The organism is Gemmatimonadota bacterium (genome assembly GCA_026706845.1).
GTDB lineage: Bacteria > Latescibacterota > UBA2968 > UBA2968 > UBA2968 > VXRD01.
In genome coordinates this window covers 1-21,316 of sequence record JAPOXY010000001.1, presented here as the reverse complement: position 1 = coordinate 21,316, position 21,316 = coordinate 1, and the positions used below count along the sequence as shown (strand labels likewise).

Annotated in this window: 16 protein-coding genes; 7 read left to right on the top strand and 9 right to left on the bottom strand. The window is 49.9% G+C overall.

The genetic code is table 11. From position 1 onward, the window contains the following. The 8 genes from OXG87_00080 to OXG87_00045 form a co-directional block, all read right to left on the bottom strand. Positions 1–3,133 (bottom strand): helicase-related protein (locus OXG87_00080; protein ID MCY3867914.1); only part of this gene is annotated, 3,133 nt, incomplete at its 3' end. 28 nt (positions 3,134–3,161) lie between these two features. Further along, the gene (locus tag OXG87_00075; protein ID MCY3867913.1) at positions 3,162–5,678 is read right to left on the bottom strand and encodes a hypothetical protein; all 2,517 of its coding nucleotides are present in this window, start codon (positions 5,676–5,678) and stop codon (positions 3,162–3,164) included. A 107-nt stretch (positions 5,679–5,785) separates the two neighbouring features. Continuing rightward, on the bottom strand, positions 5,786–7,981 hold the full coding sequence (locus tag OXG87_00070; GenBank protein ID MCY3867912.1) for a GNAT family N-acetyltransferase: 2,196 nt from the start codon (positions 7,979–7,981) through the stop codon (positions 5,786–5,788). Between the two features lie 105 nt (positions 7,982–8,086). Further along, positions 8,087–8,383, bottom strand: a complete 297-nt coding sequence (locus tag OXG87_00065; GenBank protein MCY3867911.1) for a helix-turn-helix transcriptional regulator — start codon at positions 8,381–8,383, stop codon at positions 8,087–8,089. A 22-nt stretch (positions 8,384–8,405) separates the two neighbouring features. Beyond that, positions 8,406–9,983: an AAA family ATPase gene (locus OXG87_00060; GenBank protein ID MCY3867910.1), complete on the bottom strand. Its 1,578-nt coding sequence runs from the start codon at positions 9,981–9,983 to the stop codon at positions 8,406–8,408. Between the two features lie 54 nt (positions 9,984–10,037). Then, entirely contained in the window at positions 10,038–11,144 is a 1,107-nt protein-coding gene (locus OXG87_00055; GenBank protein ID MCY3867909.1) for an ABC transporter substrate-binding protein, read from the bottom strand. 116 nt (positions 11,145–11,260) lie between these two features. Further along, positions 11,261–12,277: an ABC transporter substrate-binding protein gene (locus OXG87_00050; GenBank protein ID MCY3867908.1), complete on the bottom strand. Its 1,017-nt coding sequence runs from the start codon at positions 12,275–12,277 to the stop codon at positions 11,261–11,263. Next, a complete protein-coding gene (locus tag OXG87_00045) occupies positions 12,274–13,383 on the bottom strand; it encodes an ABC transporter ATP-binding protein (GenBank protein MCY3867907.1) in 1,110 nt (369 codons plus the stop codon). Before OXG87_00045 ends, OXG87_00050 begins: the two co-directional genes overlap by 4 nt. A gap of 177 nt (positions 13,384–13,560) precedes the next feature. Between OXG87_00045 and pyrH the strand changes: the two genes are divergently transcribed. The 7 genes from pyrH (at position 13,561) to OXG87_00010 (ending at position 19,843) form a co-directional block, all read left to right on the top strand. Continuing rightward, positions 13,561–14,325: a UMP kinase gene (gene pyrH, locus OXG87_00040; protein ID MCY3867906.1), complete on the top strand. Its 765-nt coding sequence runs from the start codon at positions 13,561–13,563 to the stop codon at positions 14,323–14,325. Beyond that, complete coding sequence (gene purD / locus OXG87_00035) at positions 14,322–15,596, top strand: phosphoribosylamine--glycine ligase (protein MCY3867905.1); 1,275 nt, start codon at positions 14,322–14,324, stop codon at positions 15,594–15,596. The genes pyrH and purD overlap by 4 nt, the downstream gene beginning before the upstream one ends. 102 nt (positions 15,597–15,698) lie before the next feature. Continuing rightward, positions 15,699–16,793 carry a Gfo/Idh/MocA family oxidoreductase gene (locus tag OXG87_00030; protein MCY3867904.1) on the top strand — a complete coding sequence of 365 codons (1,095 nt, stop codon included), beginning with the start codon at positions 15,699–15,701 and terminating at the stop codon, positions 16,791–16,793. A gap of 86 nt (positions 16,794–16,879) precedes the next feature. Beyond that, positions 16,880–17,335, top strand: coding sequence for a 5-(carboxyamino)imidazole ribonucleotide mutase (purE, locus tag OXG87_00025; GenBank protein ID MCY3867903.1), 456 nt, complete (start codon positions 16,880–16,882; stop codon positions 17,333–17,335). A 29-nt stretch (positions 17,336–17,364) separates the two neighbouring features. Further along, positions 17,365–17,877, top strand: a complete 513-nt coding sequence (locus OXG87_00020; GenBank protein MCY3867902.1) for a TlpA disulfide reductase family protein — start codon at positions 17,365–17,367, stop codon at positions 17,875–17,877. Between the two features lie 75 nt (positions 17,878–17,952). Beyond that, positions 17,953–18,564: a thioredoxin family protein gene (locus OXG87_00015; GenBank protein ID MCY3867901.1), complete on the top strand. Its 612-nt coding sequence runs from the start codon at positions 17,953–17,955 to the stop codon at positions 18,562–18,564. A 91-nt stretch (positions 18,565–18,655) separates the two neighbouring features. Beyond that, positions 18,656–19,843 (top strand): phytanoyl-CoA dioxygenase family protein, encoded by a 1,188-nt coding sequence (locus tag OXG87_00010; protein MCY3867900.1) that lies wholly within the window; start codon positions 18,656–18,658, stop codon positions 19,841–19,843. A 20-nt stretch (positions 19,844–19,863) separates the two neighbouring features. On the opposite strand, the gene OXG87_00005 is transcribed toward OXG87_00010, so the two are convergent. Next, positions 19,864–21,108, bottom strand: a complete 1,245-nt coding sequence (locus tag OXG87_00005; protein MCY3867899.1) for a DNA methyltransferase — start codon at positions 21,106–21,108, stop codon at positions 19,864–19,866. Positions 21,109–21,316 lie beyond the last annotated feature (208 nt).

Genomic DNA, 21,316 nt, shown 5'->3' with positions numbered 1-21,316 from the left:
GATGCACGCACGTAACTACAAGTCCTACATGAGCACGACCAACACGGCTTGAAGCCTGGATATATTCTGCAGTTTGACGAGGCATCCCATAAAAGATCATTGCATTAAAGCGATCTATATCGACACCGTGGCTGACCATGTTGGTGGCGAGCACGGTATCGGCATCCTCGAAATTGGCTGTGCGTTCTAGTCGCTCAAGAATTCTCGTCACATCCGCAGTACTCGTATTGCTAGTAAGTTCGTGGATATTCAAAGGATTCAATTTATCCTGACGAAAGCGTCCATTGGTATCGCCTTCTAGGTCAGTGTGGATACCATCAAGTTCTCGCGTTGCAAGGAAGTAAGTAAGAGATGTAATGTAGTTGTCAAGAAAATCTGTCCATGGTTGTGTTCCTGGCTGGTAGGTACCTTGATACGGATTGGACGTACCAGAAGACAAATTCTGAAGCCGTTGAATCTCGCGGTGATAAAGTTCAATAAGCTCAAGCATCGTGTTGAAGATAGTCTTGTTATGCGGCAAGATGCCAACGAACAAACGCTGAGGATACTCTAAGGTCTGAGCGTAAAAAGAATCCCGGATAGTCGGCCCTGGCCCCGGAAAACGACGCGCAAATGCACTAGCACGGCCATAGAGGTGTTCGACTTGCCGTTCAAAAGCTTCGATGGTTGCCGATGAAGCAATAAGTTTGAGTGTGTTGGTTTGACCTAACTCAGCCCGGAGTTTTTGTGTGAACGTCTCGTAGTGTCCGTCGAAAGTGCCTAAACCTTCTTTCAGTAAATGTAGCTCGTCTTGCACAAAGAGAGTGGGGCCAGTCAAACCTTGTGGAGGTGGCTGATCTAGACCCAATGCATGTCTTCGGTCATCTTTCCATTCACAGCCTCTCTGGCAGCACTGTTTCACATAGTACCCGTGACGTGTGCAGCGTCCAGTTACAAGCCCAAGAATCTGCGAGAATTTTCGCTGGTTTCCTATTCCAGCTAACTTGTCGATAGTACCGACAATGACAGCGGGAAGGTAGCGATATATCTCATTGTCGATGACATAGATGGGAATTTCACCATTTGGGAAGTCACATTGCTCGTTTGTGCAGCGATGAATGACTCGAACTAAGTCTGAATCAAAATCCACCCATACCGTATCTGTGCGACAGGCTGGACATCTAACGACTCGTTTCCAGCGTTGTCTCTCGTCAGGATCATTGGCTTGGCTCCATATAACATTATCCTTTGGCTGTGCGTATGTATAAGCCTGGGGGTTAAGAACCTCATTCGGCGTTGCCTCACTTCCTACGAAATAGCCAACGGCGAAGAGGTCCACATCTTCTCCAACTAAACGAGGGTCTGTTTGCTCTCGACGCACGAGTTCGGCTACGCCGATGACATCGGCCATGCGCTGGGTTTGCTGTAAAGTTAGCAGACGAAGAGGAAAGCGTGTCCAAGCAGTTACTCCTGCTGGCTTTCCACGCAAACGATCAAAGAAGCAGTGAAAAATAATTGTGCCAAGATAGGCTTCTGTCTTGCCGCCGCCAGTGGGGAAGTAGATAATATCGACTTGCTCACGTTCTGCCTCGTCAGGACTATTCGAATCGCGTAGCGATACAACTCCAGGAATTTGGCTAACAATAAAAACGATTTGGAAAAGACGCCATGATGTTTTTGGTTTTGTCGGATGTCTTCCAAGACGTCTGAAAGTTTCGTTCGTTAGCTGAAAAGAGAGACGTACATCTGAATCTTGATGGATAAGGTCTATCCCTCGACGGAAAAGTTTAATCTCGCGTTCAAAGGTTGCTAAATCTCGATTAAACTCCTCACCGTGTTCTGTTTCCCAATTAGGATTTTGTCTTATATAGTCACCGCGGGCTTGATTCCATTCAGCCCGATAAGACTCCATTGCAGACAAGATGTTGGTTAATACAGGGATCGGATCGGTTGCAAGCGCGTCAAAAGGTGCCTCTGGTTCGGTACGGGTTTCATATCGCTGCTGTTCATAGATAGGTGTATGTGTTGTGAAAAGCTGGTCGGCAGATATAGTGTTTTGCTCGACCGCACAATTGAAACCACGCCCCCACATAGTGCGCTTATAGCGAAAGCCTTGCGGAGCAAGCTCGACCTCAAAGGGACGAACCTCAGCTCCTTCTACCTTGAAATTAGCCTCAGTATCGAATAGAAACGGTTCGTTATTGCGGTGGTCCGAAGAAGGGGAGACATTGACAAACTCAAAGATCGGAATAAGGGCATTTTCTTCGCCCTCAACAATTCGAATATTGGTATTTATTTGCCAAGCCCATTCAGGAACCACTTCGCAGTCGAGTGTTGCAAGAAAGTTCTCATAAGTGTCCTCATCCGTGAGGCTTTCATCAGGGATACGAATCTGGGTATGCGGAGAGTCATTAGTACGAAGACGTTCAGAGTCGTCGAGAGCAACTTGTTGTGCTCGACGTGTCTCCAAGTCTACTGCACCCTGGAGGGCAGACCTGTCAATCGACCATCCAGATGCTCCATCACGCCGCAAAATTACGGAACCTGATGCCTTGCAGGATATCTTCCGGAATCGGATATAAAGAGAATCTGTGACACGCCGACTCCTCCGACGTCCGGTAGCTGATTCTGTAACTTCAGGAGATTCTTCCTCAACGCGTCGGTTTTCCTCTTCCTGCTGTTGCTTTAGTACAGATTGGTCCTCTTCCTCTATGACAATATCATCAATTGTATTTTTATTTGAAGCCGTCTGCTCAAACTCTTCTCTGTCTTCTGCGTCTCCTTCTTGATTCTGTCGGCTACGTTGTTGATCGAGGGTTGGGAAGACTCGGTAATAACATGCCCAACTCAGAGCAACCTGTATTGTAATGACCTCCGATTGTGGAGATAGTTCAAATTCTGCCCCAAAAGAGGTCGGAGCCAGTTTATTGATGAGTTCACTGAGGAAATTATCTTGTGCATCATCTACCGGACTAGGGCGAAGATTGCCGATGAAATAAACGTCCTGAGGGCGGTTCTCAAGACATTCATTTTCAGTACGCCCTGAAGCACGATCACGAACCTGATGTGCAAGATAGTACGCAAGCAAAGAATCTTCTAAATTATGGTCAGAGTTATTGTAAGCAGTGTTCTGTTGGGGCATGTCGTTATTCATTTTCTTATACCTGTTATTTTTCGTTGTCTCAATACTGTTTTTTTTTTATTACTACCATATTACCATGGTATACAGGAATTTGGACAGTTTGCCATGTTAATATATGTAAATGAAGTAAGGATCCTCTCAAATCTCCAAAGGATAAACCAAGTTCTTCATCAAACAATTCAACTTCGGATTTCGAGGACGTACCATGCAAGAGCCAATGATTCAACTGTCTCCCCCAGCTTCGATGTTTCCCGCGCAGGCGTTCAGCAGCTCTAAATATAAGTTGGTAGTTCTGGATTACGAAATCCATATTTAGCACTTCAGCAAGACGGCGAAGATCTTCTTTATCGTTAGGGCAGAGACGAAGACCCTGTACCCATCCCTCTACGGTTTGAGAAACAGCGATAGAACTGCCTAGTGCCTGGAGTGCAGCAAGTAAATCCGTAATATTCCGGCTGCGATCTCCTGCCTGACACCACCGACGATAGGCAACAGCGACATCCCTTTGCCAGTGCTTCACTAATTCCACATGGAGAGCAAACGCGGGATGATTATGAACACGCTGGACGACAAGTTCGTACAAATTTTGACGACGCTGTCCGTGAATGAATAATACATGATTGCCAGACCGTAGGGAACTTACATACCGTAGCTCAAGGCTACTGTCAGAACCTTGTATAATTACGTTCAGTTTAGCATCTGGGGCAAAGAGACCATACCAGCCTCCTTGAAAGATAATCTCCACAGCATGGTCCACCAGCAGTGAGTCTTCGTCACTATTATCCTCATTATGGTCGAGAAAAAGTGTGGTATCATCTTTATCTTGATCTAATTCAGTATCATCCTCAAATAACCGGGCCATCTCTTCGACAGGGTTCAGTACAGCAGGTGGCAGGGATCGTACTTGGGAATAGATCCTTTTCTTTTTGTTTTCTAAACGTATAGTAGAATTTTCCATCTTACGCAATGGAGCAGGCATATTGGACACAGATAGCGAGTCAGTTAGGATACCAAGTCCAGAAAGCGTATGGATAACATCTTCGGCTCGCACAGATAGGGCTTCTATGCACTGCTTCAATCGCCACGATAACGAAGGTAGCTGGTGTGAGTAAATCAGAAATTGAAGCTGTACGCCAGCTTGCAATCCAGGTTCTAATTGAGCGAGAAGACGAGGGTTTGGAAGGCCAGGAATCACGAGTTGCCAAGCTTCAGGAGGTACATTTCGTAGAAGGTCGGGTAGATCTTCTCGATCTGGATGTCCAATCCATGGACGGCGTCCTGTACCATAAAAGTCGCGAGCACTGAGAAACGTCACGTTGAGGGTAGCCAGATCGTTAATCGACATATTGTAGTAAGCCAATAAACCTAATTCAAAAAATTGACACTGAACATCGCTCGAAAAGAGCAGTAAGCGTGCTGAATCAGATTCGACATCCGCAATACAGAGTTCAGTTAGGGCGTTCCAGTGTGGCGGGCCATGATGATCAATCTCAGTTATTGCTTGCTCAAGTTTACGAGTGAATTGTGTAAGAGATGAAGATAGGCCGGTGGCCTCCTGTAGTGCCTGAGCAAAAGCCCCTAACGTTTCCTGGCCATGCCGGATAGTACGAAGTCTCCAAGAGGATTCGGCTTCTGATTCATAAAAACCTAAAGGAACGGAGAGTCTTTCAAGAAGGCGAAGCTGCTTCCACGACATGCTCAGGACATCTTGCCCCATTCGACCTTTTGGGTTCTGTTTAACTATAGTACGAAGTACTTGGTAGGCTTGCTGCAAGTGGGTTTCGACAGACACTATATCAGGTCCTTCAAGACAAATAGCACTAATTAGAGCATTAGACGACTCAACCTTATTCTGGGCTGACGATAGTTGTTGAACAGAGGGCCAGCGAAATATATAGGCACCATGCACAGAAAATGTTTGGACCGTGTCTGAGAGAGAATTTTGGCACCAGCCGACTATTGGAATATTGCGCTCTACCGCGCTGGAAAGAAGTGCGTCTAACCACTTGAGATTATTGCTATCTCCGCAGTCAACAGCAATCCAATCCGGTCGGTATTCATCGAGAAAAATCCTTGGATCAGCGGGAGCATAGACCGTAGCTACCCGAGGAAGGGAGTTCGCTATGTCGTCCGCGGACTGGACTTTAGTATTTCGGCTTGAGGCATGACTTTGAACGAAAACCTCATCCAACCTTAGCTTTCTAGCATAAACATTGGCAAGCTGATCGCGGATACCGATGTGAGAACCTGCATAGAGTACGATTTGGACTTTTTGTCCCTTCTCACTACTTATAGCATCAAGAATTAAACCGGTTGCAAAGAGAAGAGCAGGACGGGCTGGATTCCGATCTGGCAATACAACAAGGAATGGTTTCCGTTTTTTTAAACAAGTACAAGCGAGTGCAGTACTGAGAGCGTCAATTTCAAGCGGATCGGGATCTTCCCCACCGTAGCGAAGAAGTTTGTTATTCCAAAGTTCTTGAAAAACTTTGTTATCCTGTATGGGCAATGTGCCGATGGCTCTTCTTATATTTTCGAGCCATTGGTCTATATCCATGCAAATCTCCATTTGCTACTGCTACATATGTAGAGTTCCTAAATGAACTTGGCAGTAGTGAATTAATCAACTACAAATTGTCGATGCTGTTATTCGGATATCAAATTTCAAAAACGCTCAAATTCTATTGCTGTGAGGCTACTTTTCTCAGTTAAAGATGGATAAGCATCATGCAAGAAATTGTGCAAAGTATTGAGATTAGGAAACCCATCCCGATGTGCATGATCTTCTGTTAGTTGTGATAGTGTTAGATGCTCTACGGAAACAACATTTACGAGAAGGCGTTCATTACCGCAGGTAAGCAGGAGCGGGCCCGGATTAATTGAGAGACAATTTTTTCGGATAGTAAGCGTTTTTTCACCCCGGCAAGATGCAGCAAAAGGTTCGGCCTTCAAGTGAAGTTGGCGGACGCGGTTATGCCACTGGTCTGGTGGATTGAGTTGGCTCATGAAGAATGCACCAGACTCTACTTTATGCTCCCAAGCGTTGGTGAGTAGCACCACTTTATCAGGTCGAAGTGCGTGAAGAAATAACTCGCAGTGTGGAGCGGCTACGACGAGCGTGGCACCGAGCCGCCGTGCCATTTTTTGAAGACGATCAGCAATGACATTTGCGGTGACCGTATCAAGGCTAGCGCAGAACTCGTCGATAACCCAGAAGTTGGCGCAGCGAGCAATAAGACTGGCAAGCATGGCGCGATACTGTTGCCCCGTGCTTAACTCGCTGAATCGTTTGAGAAACACGAAGGCATCTGAAAGACCAACGCTTCCCATGAGATAGAGGGCATCCTGGACGCTTCCCATGCTTTCTTTAGCACTGAATATCTCGACCAAAGCCTTTTCTGAATGGATCGGCTTAAAGGCCCCCATGACAACATTATCAGGATAGGCAATATGTCCTTCCTGTTTCAATCCTTTGTTGAGGTTGCGTTGCGCGAGTGCGTTTAGGAGCGTTGTCTTTCCCGATCCCGATGGACCAGTGATGAGGACGACTTCTTTGGGTAGAATGTTGAGTGTGAGATCTTGCACGACGATATTGTTGATATTTTCTGGTGAGATCCCAAATGCTTGCTGGATGGCGTGCGTCTGCCGTGTCCGACGAACATGAGAAATGTACTTTAACGTGAGATTTTCAACCTGAATAGGAGCATCAAGAGGCTTTACAGGGAGAACGACTGGCTCCCAATCATTTGGGGGAGATAATTCTGCAACACGGCGGCTAATAAACCGGTCAGATGGTTTATTCAGTCCTTGCATATATGTTGGTTTGGGCAGACTGACAATATCCCAGAACAGATCATAATCCTGGAGCACATCATCAACTGATAATCGCTTAAGTCTGTTCAGCAACTGATTCCGAGACCATCCTTGCTCCTTCTGTAGCTTGAGTGCCCGTTCCATATTTGCCACCTGTTTATCTACTATACCACAAGCCTCTTTGAGGACAATTTCTTTGCTTCGGACGCGCGCGGCATTTTTCATCAAGTATCCCATATCTTTCACGACTCGATCTAGATTCCCTTCAGTCTCACCTATAAAGTGCATGCCCGCCCGCTCGGCAAAGGGAACATACTTCAACATGTCAGCAGAAATCTCTAAGAAGTAAGGAAGTAGACCAGCGACCTGCCAACGTGTACGGGCGAATTGAGCAGCATGCCGTGTGAGTATCTGTCCTAGACCTAAACCTCGAAACTCAGGATGGATTACAAAGCGAGCAATTCGAACGATGAGATGAATATATTGGCGCGTGGTTTGCATATCCCACGCCTCCCAGGAAACCATTCCGTTGCGAAAAGGAAAGTTGAGCAATTTCGCCCGTGCTTTGTTCATGTAGAAAGGAGTCGCTAGTTCAATATACCCTAAAACTTTGGGATAAGCTGGATGAAACGTTCTGGCAATGAGTCGGGAAGTTCTCCCGAAAATTGGCTGATCCCGATAATGGAATTTTGCTAGCGAGATGCAGCTTAGATGCTCATCTGCTTGAGTAATCTCTTTGATGAGCGTATCAACTTTAAGACCGCCTACAGACAGTTTTTCCCTACAAAGGTAGGCTGGTGCCAACTGAGCGTCCCCGTTTTTGCAGCGCACAAATATGCGCTGTCCCTCTATAAAAACGGTATCCCCTCCACTAACGCAAGCGGATAGAGGAACGTCTAAGTATCTTGGTGCTTGCTGGTCTTTGAGGGCTGTATTATCCTGCTCTTCTAAAACCAACGACAGCCTCTTTAAGTGTCCCTTCCAGCGGACATTCTTGACTGTATATGTTTGAATTCTTTCGTCACCAATGGTTTCTAGTACATGCATAGTAGACCACCTACGTTATACCCTGAATAAAACCCTCTCTCCCCTCATCATGTCGACTTAAATCGGGTATTCCTTGCCAATAAAGGATGAAGTCGTGTCCATTTTTCATTCAACCAGATCTTCCAATTCCACGTCTAAAATGGTCGAGAGTCGGCGGGATATATCTACTGTTCCAGACTTTTGACCATTCTCGATCTGTAAAAGATGTTCCTTTGAGACGCCTATCCGATCCGCCAGCATCTCCAGCGTGAACTCGCGGTATTGTCGCCATGCCTTCAGAGGGGTAGCACCATCCAGGATCGCGTTCACGGTCTCGCCTGGAATGGTTTTCCCAGCCTCATCTTCACGCAATGCGCGGTCAATGGCGGCACAATCTGAGTTGTCATCCAGCAGGTCAATCATGCGGCGATAATCCTCTTAATGCTCAAGCACTCGCCACTTCAAACGCCGCGATGTTACGGCTCTCACGGCTGAACTCTACCGCGATCAGGTGGATTGGCTCGCCCCGGGCGTGGTATTTGTCGGCGTAACGCCGCGCCTTTAATTGCGCCATTGCCGCGCCTTTGGGGGCCATTTCCACTACTTTGAATTCGAACAGGTACACGTTGCCGTTGAATAATACGGCCATGTCCAGACAGCCGTGGCTGCTGCTGTCTTCTACCGTGATGTCAAGCCCCAGTGCTGCGAAATAGGAATAAAATACGCTCGCGTAGTAGCCCTCGTAGTTGGCGATGTCGTTGTTTGTGTACCATTCGTAGGGAATACTTGCAAAGAATGCGTGGAACAGTGTCTTGAGTCCCTCGAAGTCATTCGCTTCCAGTAGGCGATAGAGTTGGACGCTGTTCGCCATCTGGCGAGACGGGTCTTTTACCAGGTAACGCAGCAGGCTGCGGTTGAGACTCTGGCGCACTTCCCGGTTGGGATAACCCAGTCGGTACAGGGATTCGCCACCCAGGCTTTCCTCACCGGTAATGGTCAGGTACCCGGTTTGAAACAGCAGGGCCTCGGTCGCGATTTCATCGACATCGAAGGTCGATAGCAAGTCGCTACTGCCGATCATCTCGTCGAGTTCCAGAGAACTGACGCGGCGTTTGAACAAGGTCTCGATAAGAAATGTCGGCGTACCAGTCTCGAACCAATAGGCTTCGAAGCTGCGTCGTCGGAAGAGCAGAAGGATGTCGAAAGGGTTATAGACCTTCTCCTCGCCCAGCCAGCTATAGCCGTTGTACCAATCTCGGATTTTATCTCGGTCCAGACCCAGCAGTTCTGGTGCGAACACCGCGTCCAGGTCTGCTTCGGTGTAGCCGCATACCGCTGAGTAGCGCGGATCCATGGTGATGTCAGTCAGGTTGTTGAGGCCTGAGAACAGATGCACCTTGGAGAACTTGCTGACGCCGGTGAGGAAGGTGAATCGGACGTGCGCGTCGCTGTCCTTGATGGTTGCGTACAGGCCGCGCAAAAAGTCGCGGTTGGCACGCGCAATCTCCGGTACATCCAGAGCATCGAGAATCGGCTTGTCGTATTCATCTACCAGAACGACCACAGGTTGCCCGACCCGCTCGTGCAATGCCTCAATCAGATGGGCGAAACGCTCGGGTGCGGTGGCGTATTCGGACTTCACGGCCTCCCTACGTTGGACAGCGTCCAGTTGTGCCATGAGATTTGTTTGCAGATAGCCCGGCTCTTTGAAGTTGCCACTGCCAAAGCTCAAGCGAATTACCGGATGGTGGACCGACCAGTCCCAGTGGTCGTGAATGTGAAGTCCTTCAAATAGTGACTCGTTGCCTTCGAACAGTTCTTTTAAGGTGTCGAGAAAGAGGCTTTTGCCAAAGCGGCGAGGACGCGATAAAAAGTAATGCGTGCCTTCATCTACCAACCGCTGAATATAAGCGGTTTTGTCAACGTAATAGCAATTCTCCTCTCGCATCTTGCGAAAGGTCTGAATGCCGATGGGCAACTTGCGTCTATCTGCCCGCCGTGTGCTGGGACTCGGATTTTGCATAATTTTACCCGGTCATTTCAGTTGTATTACTCAGATGGGCATTACGATACTTTCTCACTGAGCCAACCAAGCACTGAATCGCTCGTTCATCTCGTCGATGTGATCGCTCCACCATTCCCAGGAGTTTCGCAGGGCGCGCTTGGAATTTTGCGGGCTGTTGGGCATGTGGGGGTTCATTTCCACGCCTTTCTCGGCGTGTGTCGATATCAGTGCCTCCGCAGAGATGCGCGTGGGGCTGTAGGCGATGTAACGGCCGACGCCAGCTATGGCTTTCGCTGTTGCGGCGAAATTGAGAAATTTCTTTGCGGCTTCGAGGTTCTTCGTTCCCGCGACAATGACAAGTCCGCCTGTGTCCAGTATTTGTCCGTCCCATACGATGACAAAGGGCTGATCTTCCAATACCTGAGCATTGAAGATGCGTCCGTTGTAGGCTGTGGACATCACGACCTCGCCATCGGCGAGCATCTGCGGTGGCTGCGCCCCGGCTTCCCACCATACGATGTGGTCTTTGATGGTGTCTAACTTGCGAAAGGCACGATCTACACCTTCGGGGGTATTGAGGGTGGGATATACCTTGTTGAGCGGTACGCCGTCGGCAATTAGCGCGAATTCCAGGTTCACCAGAGGCGTGCGGCGCATGCCTCTGCGTCCGGGGAATTTTTCGAGGTCAAAGAAGTCGGCCATTGTGGTGGGTTTTTCACCCGGGATATTCTTTTCGTTGTACGCATATACGGTGGAGTAAAATATCGTTGCCGGACCGCAGTCCGTCATCGTCCCGAGCGGAAAATCCTGTGCTGCAGGCGTTCCATCGGCTCCTGCTGGCAGCGCGTTGACCGGGATGGGTTCGAGTAGGCCCTCGTCACAGCCCCGCACCATGTCGGGGATTTCCATATCGACGACGTCCCAATGAACATTGCCCGACTCGACCTGTGCGCGGATTTGTGCCAGCCCACCGTTGTAGTCTTCGAGGTTGATTTTAATGCCTGTTTCAGCGGTAAATGCCTCGTGGTAGCCTTTGACGCAGGCGCGTGCATAAGATCCGCCCCAGGAGACCACGGTTAGGGGTCGTTCGTTGGCAACTGCAAAACCTGAGGTCAATGTGGCCAATGCGGTCAGTACAATTAGATAAAACGCCGTTTTACACTTGTTTTTCCAATTCAAGTTATGCCCTCCTAATGTGAGTAGAATATCCCTTATTGCGCCAGCCAGGTGCTGAATCGCTCGTTCATTTCGTCGATGTGAACGCTCCACCATTCCCAGGCATTTCGCAGGGCGCGCTAGGAATTTTGCGGGTTGTTGGGCATGTGGGGTTTCATATCGATATTCTTTTCGGCGTGTGTCGATATCAGTGCCTCCGCAGAGTGGCGCGTGGGGCTGTAGGCGATGTAGCTACCAACACCGGCCATGGCCTTCGCTGTTGCGGCGAAATTGAGAAATTTCTTTGCGGCTTCGAGGTTCGGTGTTCCCGCGACAATGGCAAGTCCAGATAGATCCAGTATTTGCCCGTCCCATACGATGACGAAGGGCTGATCTTCCAATACCTGTGCATTGAAGATGCGCCCGTTGTAGGCCGTGGTCATGACCACTTCGCCATCGGCGAGCATCTGCGGCGGCTGTGCCCCGGCTTCCCACCATACGATGTGGTCTTTGATGGTGTCTAACTTGCGGAAGGCGCGGTCCACGCCTTCGGGCGTATCGAGGGTGGCATATACCTTGTTGATCGGTACGCCGTCGGCAATTAGCGCGAATTCCAGGTTCTCCTGGGGTGAGCGGCGCATGCCCCGTCGTCCGGGGAATTTTTCGAGGTCAAAGAAGTCGGCCATTGTGGTGGGTTTTTCTCCCGGGATATTTTCTTTGTTGTACGCGTATATGGTGGAGTAAAACAGCGTCGCCACGCCACAGTCTGTCGATGTCCCGAACAGGAAATCTTCTTCCGCAGGCGTTCCATCGGCTCCCGGTGGCAGCGAGTCGATCTCAACGTGTTCGAGCAGACCCTCATCGCATCCTTGCGCCCATGTCGGGAATCTCAAATCGACAACATCCCAATGCACATTGCCCGCCTGAATCTGTGCGCGAATCTGCGCCAGCCCGCCGTTGTAGTCTTCGAGGTTGATTTTAATGCCTGTTTCAGCGGTAAATGCCTCGTGGTAGCCTTTGACGCAGGCGCGCGCATAAGATCCGCCCCAGGAAACCACAGTCAGCGGTCGGTCTTCCAAAAAATCACAGCCCAGAGTCAACATCGCCAGCGCGGTTATTATCGCGGTGCATAATGTTTTTCTCTGTTTGGTATTCATGTCGTTTCCTCCTCGTCGTCCGGGTCGAGTACCCGGCAGTCTGTTGGTGTCCAGCCGATGCGAATTTTATCGCCTTTCAGCACGGCTCCGTGTCCCACGGTATTGGGTATTTTTGCGATGAATTCCAAGGACTCGCACACGTTCAGGCGCAGGCGCAGATGGTCGCCTAAAAAGGTGATGTCCTCGACTTTTGCGTCGAGTTCATTGGTGTACAGGCCCGGTTCGGGTTCAATGGCGACGCGCTCTGGACGAATCGATAGCGTGGTGGCGTCGCCGCTCTGGCAGGGTGCAATGCGCAACGCCTGGATGATTTGGCCGCCGGTTTCCACTTCGCAGATGTCCCCATTTACTTTTGTTACGCGGCCTTGCAGGCGATTATTTTCGCCGATGAAGCGGGCCACAAATGAACGCTCTGGTTCTTCGTAGAGTGCCTCGGGTTCGGCAATTTGCTGGATGTCTCCTCCGCGCAGGACAGCGATGCGGTTCGACATTACCATGGCCTCTTGCTGGTCGTGCGTGACGTAAACGACAGTCACACCGAGGCTCTGATGGATGCGGCGAATCTCGTATTGCATCTCTTCGCGCAGACGCCGGTCAAGTGCGCCGAGGGGTTCGTCCATCAGCACCAGATCGGGTTCAAATACCAGCGCGCGGGCGATTGCCACGCGCTGCTGTTGACCGCCAGAGAGCTGGTTGGGACGCCGGTCTTCCAGGCCGCTGAGGCGAACCAGGTCCAGGGCACGCGCCACGCGTTCGCGACACTGCTCGCGGTCAAATCTACGTACTTCAAGGGGAAAAGCGAGGTTGCCGCCCACTGTCATATGTGGGAAGAGCGCGTAGTTCTGAAATACCATGCCAATGCCTCGCTTGCGCGGGGGCAGTGCGTGTACAGAACGTCCGTCAATGCGGATGTCGCCCGATGTGGGTGTCTCAAAGCCGGCGAGCATCATCAGGCAGGTCGTTTTTCCCGACCCGGACGGACCGAGCAGGGTTAGAAATTCGCCCTTGCGGACGCTGAAGTTGACGTTTTGGACAATTAGTGTGCGACCGTCGTAACTTTTGCAGACATTCTCAAATTCGACGTAGGCTCTATCTTTCGCGGGCATTCGCGTGTCCTTATCCAGGGTCCAGAAAACACAGATCAGCAAGCTGGCGGATCGTGGTGTGAAGTAAATTCAATATTACTCAAATGTCAACGTCTTTCCTCTTTCCCCATGTCTCGCTTCGCTATATATTTTAGAGACACATCAACATTTATTATTTTTTTATAGGAGTCAGATTGTATGCGGTACAAACGCGTTGTTCTCAAACTCAGTGGTGGTGCTGTTTCAGGTGCTTTGGAATCGGGATTTGACCCGGAGGCACTCGAACATATTGCCGACGAAATTCTCGACATTCACAGCCGGGGTATTGAAATCGGCATTGTTATTGGCGGGGGCAATATTTTTCGGGGTGAACAGAGTGTGAGGTGGGGCATTGAACGCTCCGAAGCCGATAATATCGGCATGCTCGGCACTATTATCAATAGCCTGATGCTGCGCGGTGTGCTCAATGCCAAAAGCGATGCCGAGGTGCGCGTGATGACCGCGATTCCGATTAACGCAGTTGCAGAACCATTTATTCGCCTGGTTGCTGCTCGGCATCTCGATAAGGGGTATATTGTCATTTTTGCCGGTGGTATTGGCAATCCTTTTCTCACCACCGATTATCCCGGTGTACAGCGCGCGCTCGAAGTGCGCGCAGAAGCCATTTTGTTTGCCAAGCACAAAGCCAATGGCATTTATACAGACGATCCGAACAAAAATCCCGATGCCAAACTCTATCGCTGCATCAGTCACGATACAATTATTCAAAAAAATCTGGGTGCTCTGGATCAGTCCGCAGTGATTCTCGCACGTGACCATCATTTGCCGATTCACGTTTTCGATTTTGAACAAAAAGGCATGATGCGCCGTATTGTGGAGGGCGAGGATGTCGGCACACTGATTACCCAAACGCCAGAAGATGTGCTTGAGGAAGAAACAGTCATCCAGGAGAAAGCCATATGAAACTCCTCGTCGTTGGTAGAGGTGGGCGCGAACACGCCTTTGTCTGGAAACTTGCCCAAAGCAGCAAGATTACCAGGTTATACGCAGCACCCGGAAGCCCGGGTATGGCGCAATATGCCGAATGTGTCGATATATCGGATAGCGATCTCCACGGTCTGGCAGATTTTGCACAACGAGAGGGTATTGATATTTCGGTCATCGGTCCCGAAGCTCCCCTTGCAGATGGTATTGTCGATGTTTTCGCGGAACGGGGGCTTGTGGCTTTTGGTCCCACACAGGCAGCGGCGCAAATTGAAGCGGACAAAGATTTTGCGCTTGAACTTATGCACAAATACGATATTCCAACCGGTGCTTATGAAACTTTTGTGGATGCTGAAACGGCTAAGGTACGGCTCAGGGAATGGCAACACCCGCTCTATCTCAAGGTGAGCGGTCTCGCCGCGGGCAAGGGGGCGATTTATTGTGAGACGCTGCAAGATTCGTATAGAACTGTAGATGAGGTGATGGTGCAACGCGCCTTCGGTGATTCGGGCGATAAGCTGGTTGCAATGGCGTTGCTCGAGGGGGAAGAAGCGTCGATATTTGGATTTTCAGACGGCGAAAATATTGTTTGTGTTGTGCCTTCGCAAGACCACAAGACGATTGGCGAGGGCGATGTGGGGCTCAATACGGGTGGTATGGGTGCGTATGCTCCCGCTCCGGTTATTACGCCGGAACTTTTTGACGATATTGTTCAGCGCATTATGAAACGCACGATAAACGCCCTCGCCCGGGAAGGCTGTCCGTTCAAAGGCATTCTCTACGGCGGTATTATTGTTACGGCTGATGGTCCAAAGGTGATCGAATTTAATTGCCGCATGGGCGATCCGGAAACGCAGGTGGTTCTCCCGTTGATCAAGACAGATCTCGTCGATATAATCGAGGCTGTGTGCAATGGTTCGGTGGCGGATCTCGATATTGAACTCGACAACCGGGCGACGACCTGCGTGGTTATGGCATCGGGGGGCTATCCCGAAGCATACGATACCGGCTTTCCCATTTCCGGGATTGATCGCGCTGAGGCACCGGGCGATGTTATTGTTTTTCACGCTGGTACGGCGCACGAAGACGGTCAACTCGTTACCAATGGGGGACGGGTTCTCGGCGTTACTGCCATTGGCGATACCATCAAATCTTCTATTGATCGGGCTTATGAAGCCGTGGGCAAAATTGATTTTGACAAGGCCTATTTCCGAAGGGATATTGGATACCGCGTTTTGACAAGAGCTTGAGTTACCGCTCTTGCGATGGGGATTTTCTGATCTTTGTCAACCAATTTGGCAACTAAGCGTTATAACGTGTATCTTTCTTAAATAAATTTCTGGGGACATACCATGTATAAAGCAGCGGTTATTGGTCTGGGACGTATGGGCAGTACATTTGATGACGAAATTACTCAGGGCGGGTCCATTTTCTTGCCCTATTGTCACGGTCCCACCTATTGCGCACATCCGCAGACTGATCTCATTGCGGGGGCTGATCCCCACGATGAGCAGCGCGCTTTGTTTGGCGAGCGGTGGGGTATTGATCGCGACCATTTGTATGCCAATCATTGCGATTTGCTGGAAAAGGCAAAACCCGATATCGTCAGTGTGACTACCACGGCACGTTATCGTCCACAAATTGTAATGGACGCTGTTGAGGCTGGTGTGAAAGCCTTGTGGGTGGAAAAACCCATTGCCTTTAGCCTTGAAGAAGCCGATGCTATGGTCAATGCTTGCCGGGAAAATGGCGTTCCCATCGCCGTGTATTGCTCGCGCCGTTACAATCCCTATTTCAGTGAAGCTCGTCGCATGATCGAAGCGGGGGAGCTTGGCGATATTCTCCAGATCACGGCTTATGCCCAGTGTGGTTTGTCGCACAATGGCAGTCACGCGATTGATACGATTCGCTATCTCGCTGGTGGCGATGTTTCATGGGTTTTTGGAGAGATGGCGTCGGATGAAGAAGCCGCATCTGATGACGATCTGATGGGCAATGGGTATCTCGCTTTTGACAATGGCGTTCGGGCGTATCTTCGCGGTACATCGACTGGTGTTGCTTCGTGGGAATTTGATATTATTGGGACAGAGGGCAGGGTTCGCACCTTATCGGATGCGCTTGAGTTTGAGTTTTTCCAGAGGGTTTCAGGCGGCCTGGGGAACCGGGGTATCCCCGCGCGGTCCCCCTTTCCGCAACCAGCGCGTCCCGTGGGTCAGGGTATTACCACTGTGGATGATCTGATTGATGCTATGGAGAACAACCGACCGCCGCGTTGCTCGGGAGCCGATGGTCGCGCTGCTCTGGAGGTTGCGATTGCTCTTCGGGAATCCCATCGCCGTGGCGGTGCCCGCATTGACCTGCCCATTGAAGACAGGTCACTCAAAATTTTTTCCAGTGAGACACAAGCTGACCACACACCTGCGCGAGTGCGCCGGTTGAATCAGTGAAAGAAGCGATCAGCTTTCAGAAGTCAGCAGAACAAGCTTTTAGCTGACCGCTGACCGCTAAAAGCTAACTACCAAAGGAGATTTTTATGGCAGATCCAGTTGTTGGCATTATTATGGGCAGTTCTTCGGATGAACCCACGATGGAAAAAGGCTGCGCCATTCTCGACGAACTCCAGATTCCCTACGATATGATCGTATGCTCCGCCCACCGCAACCCCGAGCGTACCGCTGAATACGCCAGCACGGCAAAAGCGCGTGGTCTCAAAGTGATCATTGCAGGTGCTGGTTTGGCCGCAGCATTGCCAGGTGTGATTGCCGCGCACACTACTTTGCCGGTTATTGGTGTTCCATGCGCTTCGGGTGCGCTCAACGGCGTTGATGCCTTATACGCTATCGTTCAGATGCCACCGGGAGTTCCCGTTGCGACTGTGGGCATTGACAATGCGCGCAATGCCGCTGTGCTGGCAGCGCAAATTCTCGCGCTTTCAGATGAGGGCATACAAGAGCGCCTGCAAGTCTATAAAGACGCTCTGGGTGGATAATACTGTTGCGATTTAATACGGAGGTCTTTTTGGAACGTCATATATTTGTTTTTATTGCTCTTATTTTTGTAAGTTGCGACGCACCCGAAACAGATCGCGCATCGAGTACTGGCCAGTTTCTCATTCCCGCGACGGCAGAGGAGATTCTCAAGAATGTTAAAGAAGCCGATGCCAGGGTCGTTCTGGTCAATGTCTGGGCAACGTGGTGTCCACCATGTGTTGAAGAGTTTCCCGATTTGATGGCCGTTTATAATCAGTACAAAGACCAGGGGTTAAAGCTCGTCTTTATTTCTGCTGATTCCGAAGATCAGGCCGATGGCGCAATTGACTTTCTGAAAGCGCATGGCGTTGACTTCCCAAGCTATATCAAATTGAAGAGCGATAGGGCGTTTATCAATACATTAGACCCCGACTGGTGGGGCGCAATACCCGCTACCTGGCTGTACGACAGCGAGGGCAATAAACGCCATTTTTGGCTCGGGAAGACCTCGCGCGAACAATTTGAGAAGAAGATACGCGATGTATTAACAGGGGGCGGTTAAGGGATACTTTGGAGCGCGTTTATCCGACATTAAGACTATAGATACTCTCATACCACCAAATATCAGGAGGATTCCATGCGTAAATTATTCGCCATTGCACTTGTCGCAGCGATGGGTTTCAATGCCGACGCGGGCAAGAGCCAAACACTCGCATTGGGCGCGGAAGCACCGGCAACCGACCTGGAGATGAAGGGCACGGATAGTAAGATGTACTCTCTGGATAGTGTGCAAGGTGAGAAGGGTACTCTGGTCATTTTTTCGTGCAATTCCTGCCCGTGGGCCGTCAAATGGGAAAGCCGCGTAGCCAGTATTGGCAATGCGTATCGCGGCAGGGGTTTTGGCGTTATTGTGATTAATCCCAACGATCCCAAACGCGTTGCAGAGGATGGCTTTGATGAGATGGTCACCCGTGCCAAAACGCTGTCCTACGAGTTTCCCTATGTGGTCGATCCCGCATCCCAGGTCGCCCGCGCATTTGGTGCCAGCCGTACACCCGAAGTTTTTCTTTTTAACGCCAAAGGCAAGCTGGCGTATCACGGTGCGATTGACGATAATGCTTCGGATGCCAATGCCGTGGAAGCGGCTTATCTCAAAGACGCGCTCGATGCATTGTTGACCGGGAAAGACATTTCAATATCCGAGACCAAAGCCCTCGGGTGTAGCATTAAGTTCAACGAGGATTCGTAGAACTGATTGTATCAAAATGCCCCAAAGCCTCTTCGTATGGAAGGGGCTTTGGCGTTCATGATTGAAAAACCCGTTGGAAGGAGTTCTCATTATGACCCTTAGTGAACAACAGATTTCGGACTATCATGAGGATGGTTATGTGATTATTCGCAATGTCTTATCCGCGAGTGAAGCGAATGACCTTCGTCGCGTTGTGCAAGAAAAGGTCAAACGCGGTGCGTATCCACCAAAGCTTTCGTATCCCGAGCCAGCGAAGTACACGGTGAGTGGCAACAGACTATCAGAACCGGGGCTTAATTCGATTTCCGAGCATCCGACGGTTATTGGAGCGGTAGAGTCCGTGCTGGGTCAACCCGCGCATTTGACGGCTTTTGTGGCGTATCTGAGAACGCCGGGCGATAAGGGGGGTGGCGCCCACTGCGATTACAAACGGTGGCGCCCCGTGGGTTCGTCGATGAACTGGGTGTTTGCGATTATTCCGCTGACTGATTTCGATCCGGTGTACGGTCCCTTTCTGGTGTCGCCCAAATCGCACAAACTGACGCGAGTAATCGACGAGGAGGCACATATTTTAGATGTCAATCGTCCCGATAGGAGCCAATTGCCGGATTTTATCGATCCAGAGCTTAAAGCGGGAGATTTGCTGATTGTCAACGAGCATGTCTGGCATGAGGCTCCTGCTGGTACGAGTACAGAAGACCGTTGCGGTATTTTTAATAAGTATTGTGCGGTGAACGCACCGCCCGCCGCGGGATATTATCCGTATAATCCCGCCGCCCTTGAGGCTTTGAGCGACGATGGGAAACGGCTTATTCCCGTGTGTTTTGACAAGCCGATTGAGACGACACGTCTGCTTATCGAGTGTCCGAATGGCGGAGAACCAGGGTTCTTGTTGCGACGCGATGATGAGACGAATTGTTGGGAGTTGCCGGGAGGCGAGGGTTGGGAAGAGGAAAAGTTGGTCGGTTGGGATGTCGGCGCACGGGTCGGCTCTTTGCAAGAACTTACCAGGACGCAACTCGGGCTGGAGGTGCCGTGGATGTCCTATATCGAAGATGTGGAAGAGAGAGAGGGTATTTGTCGCGTTTATGGCTTTTCAGATGAGAATATAGATGCCGATGCGCTGGCAAATGGAGACTGCGACTGGTTCACCAGAACACAGATAAAACATCTCGGCGAGGGTGACGCGATTAGTCGCACTGTTGAGCTATGGCAAAGAGCAGATATTATCCGCGGCAAGGGTAAGGCGTGTAATCAGAGTAAAAAACAGTTTGAATGAGTTGGATATAGATCGTTCAATTATTCTTTTTGAAATACGACGACGCGATTGGTGTTTGTCCCTTTTGTTGTATTATCGACGCCCCAAACATTGGCGGTTTTGGTGAATTTTTGGTCGTTGATTAAGACCAGCAGTGGCGTGAGTCCCGCTTCGATGCCGCACGGGATAACCGCTTCTTCGAGTTTTACTTTGCCGTGTCTGACTTCGCCGACTTCAAAGGCGATATGTCCGCCGGGTTTCAAGACGCGCTCTAATTCCAAAAAGACCTTTGTCATTTCGCGTTGCCACTGTTCGACTTTTCTCGCCATGGTGATGGGTACTGCCGCGGGGTCTATCCCGCAAAACCAGCATCGCAACCAGTTGTCCTGCGCGTAGTTGACGACGTCGAGAAACGGCGGAGAGGTTACGACGAGGGAAACGGAGTTGGACCCGATTTCGGGAATGCTATCAGATGGTTGCGTAAGAAAATGCGCCTGATTAGAAGCGTATCCCAATATTTTTCGAATTTGATCGTCGCAGTGTTTCAAAAGGTCGCGCGTTTTTTTCAGGATGAGATTTTTAACATCTCGCAATGGCGGTTCTTGATTTCTCTTATGGTTGATTTTTTTTTGTGAATCAACAGAGACAGCCTGATTGGGAGGCAGGGTATAAACAGAGAAAAAACCGGATGAGTGTCCCGTCAATCTACTCAGTGCGACCAGGCGAATCCATTGATCGATCCAATCGAGTTTGCTGGCTTTTTCGATCAGATATTTTTTGAGCGAGCAAATTTGCTTCAGGGTTTCCGGGTGATAAAAGACCAGTAATTTTTTTGGATATTTGACATTTTTGAGTTCTATATGGGATAGTCTATCGGCGACTTGTTCGGTTGTAGGTGGATTCAGGCGAGGAAGCGTCATAATGGAACTCAACGGATTAATATCGCATCCTATGGGAATGCGCCCCAAAAGAGCAGATTCGATGAGTGTAGTACCCCGTCCAGCAAAGGGGTCATAAACCACGTCGCCCGGCAAGGTCAATCGTTCGATAAAGAATCTGGGGAGTTGAGGCTTGAAGCACGCTCGATATGATATTTCGTGGAGTGCATTGGCCTCTCTTTGTTTTGAGGTCCAAAATTCGTTTACGTAAGTTTCAAGGCGAATCTGCTCTGTCTCCGTAGAGGTCACAATCGTATTTTGGCCAAATGCGTTGAAATCCGCCAATTCCCGTTTGAGCCAGTCAGATGCAGGGGATTCTATCGATAGTGTCAGTTGTTTCGCGGTCATAATATGTGTTCGTGTTAGAGGCGTTTATCTTACAGCCCGTAAGACCCACTCGCAGAGAGCTTTAGCGTTGGGAAGCAGACGCGAGTTAGCGAGCGTTGTTTTGCAAGGGCTTCCGAATCCCTGCTTTCGCAGGGACATGCTTATGGTGCGGTACTTCCGTGTAAAATCATCACGGAACATGCTTAGCATGGTGGCACATTGCTCAAGG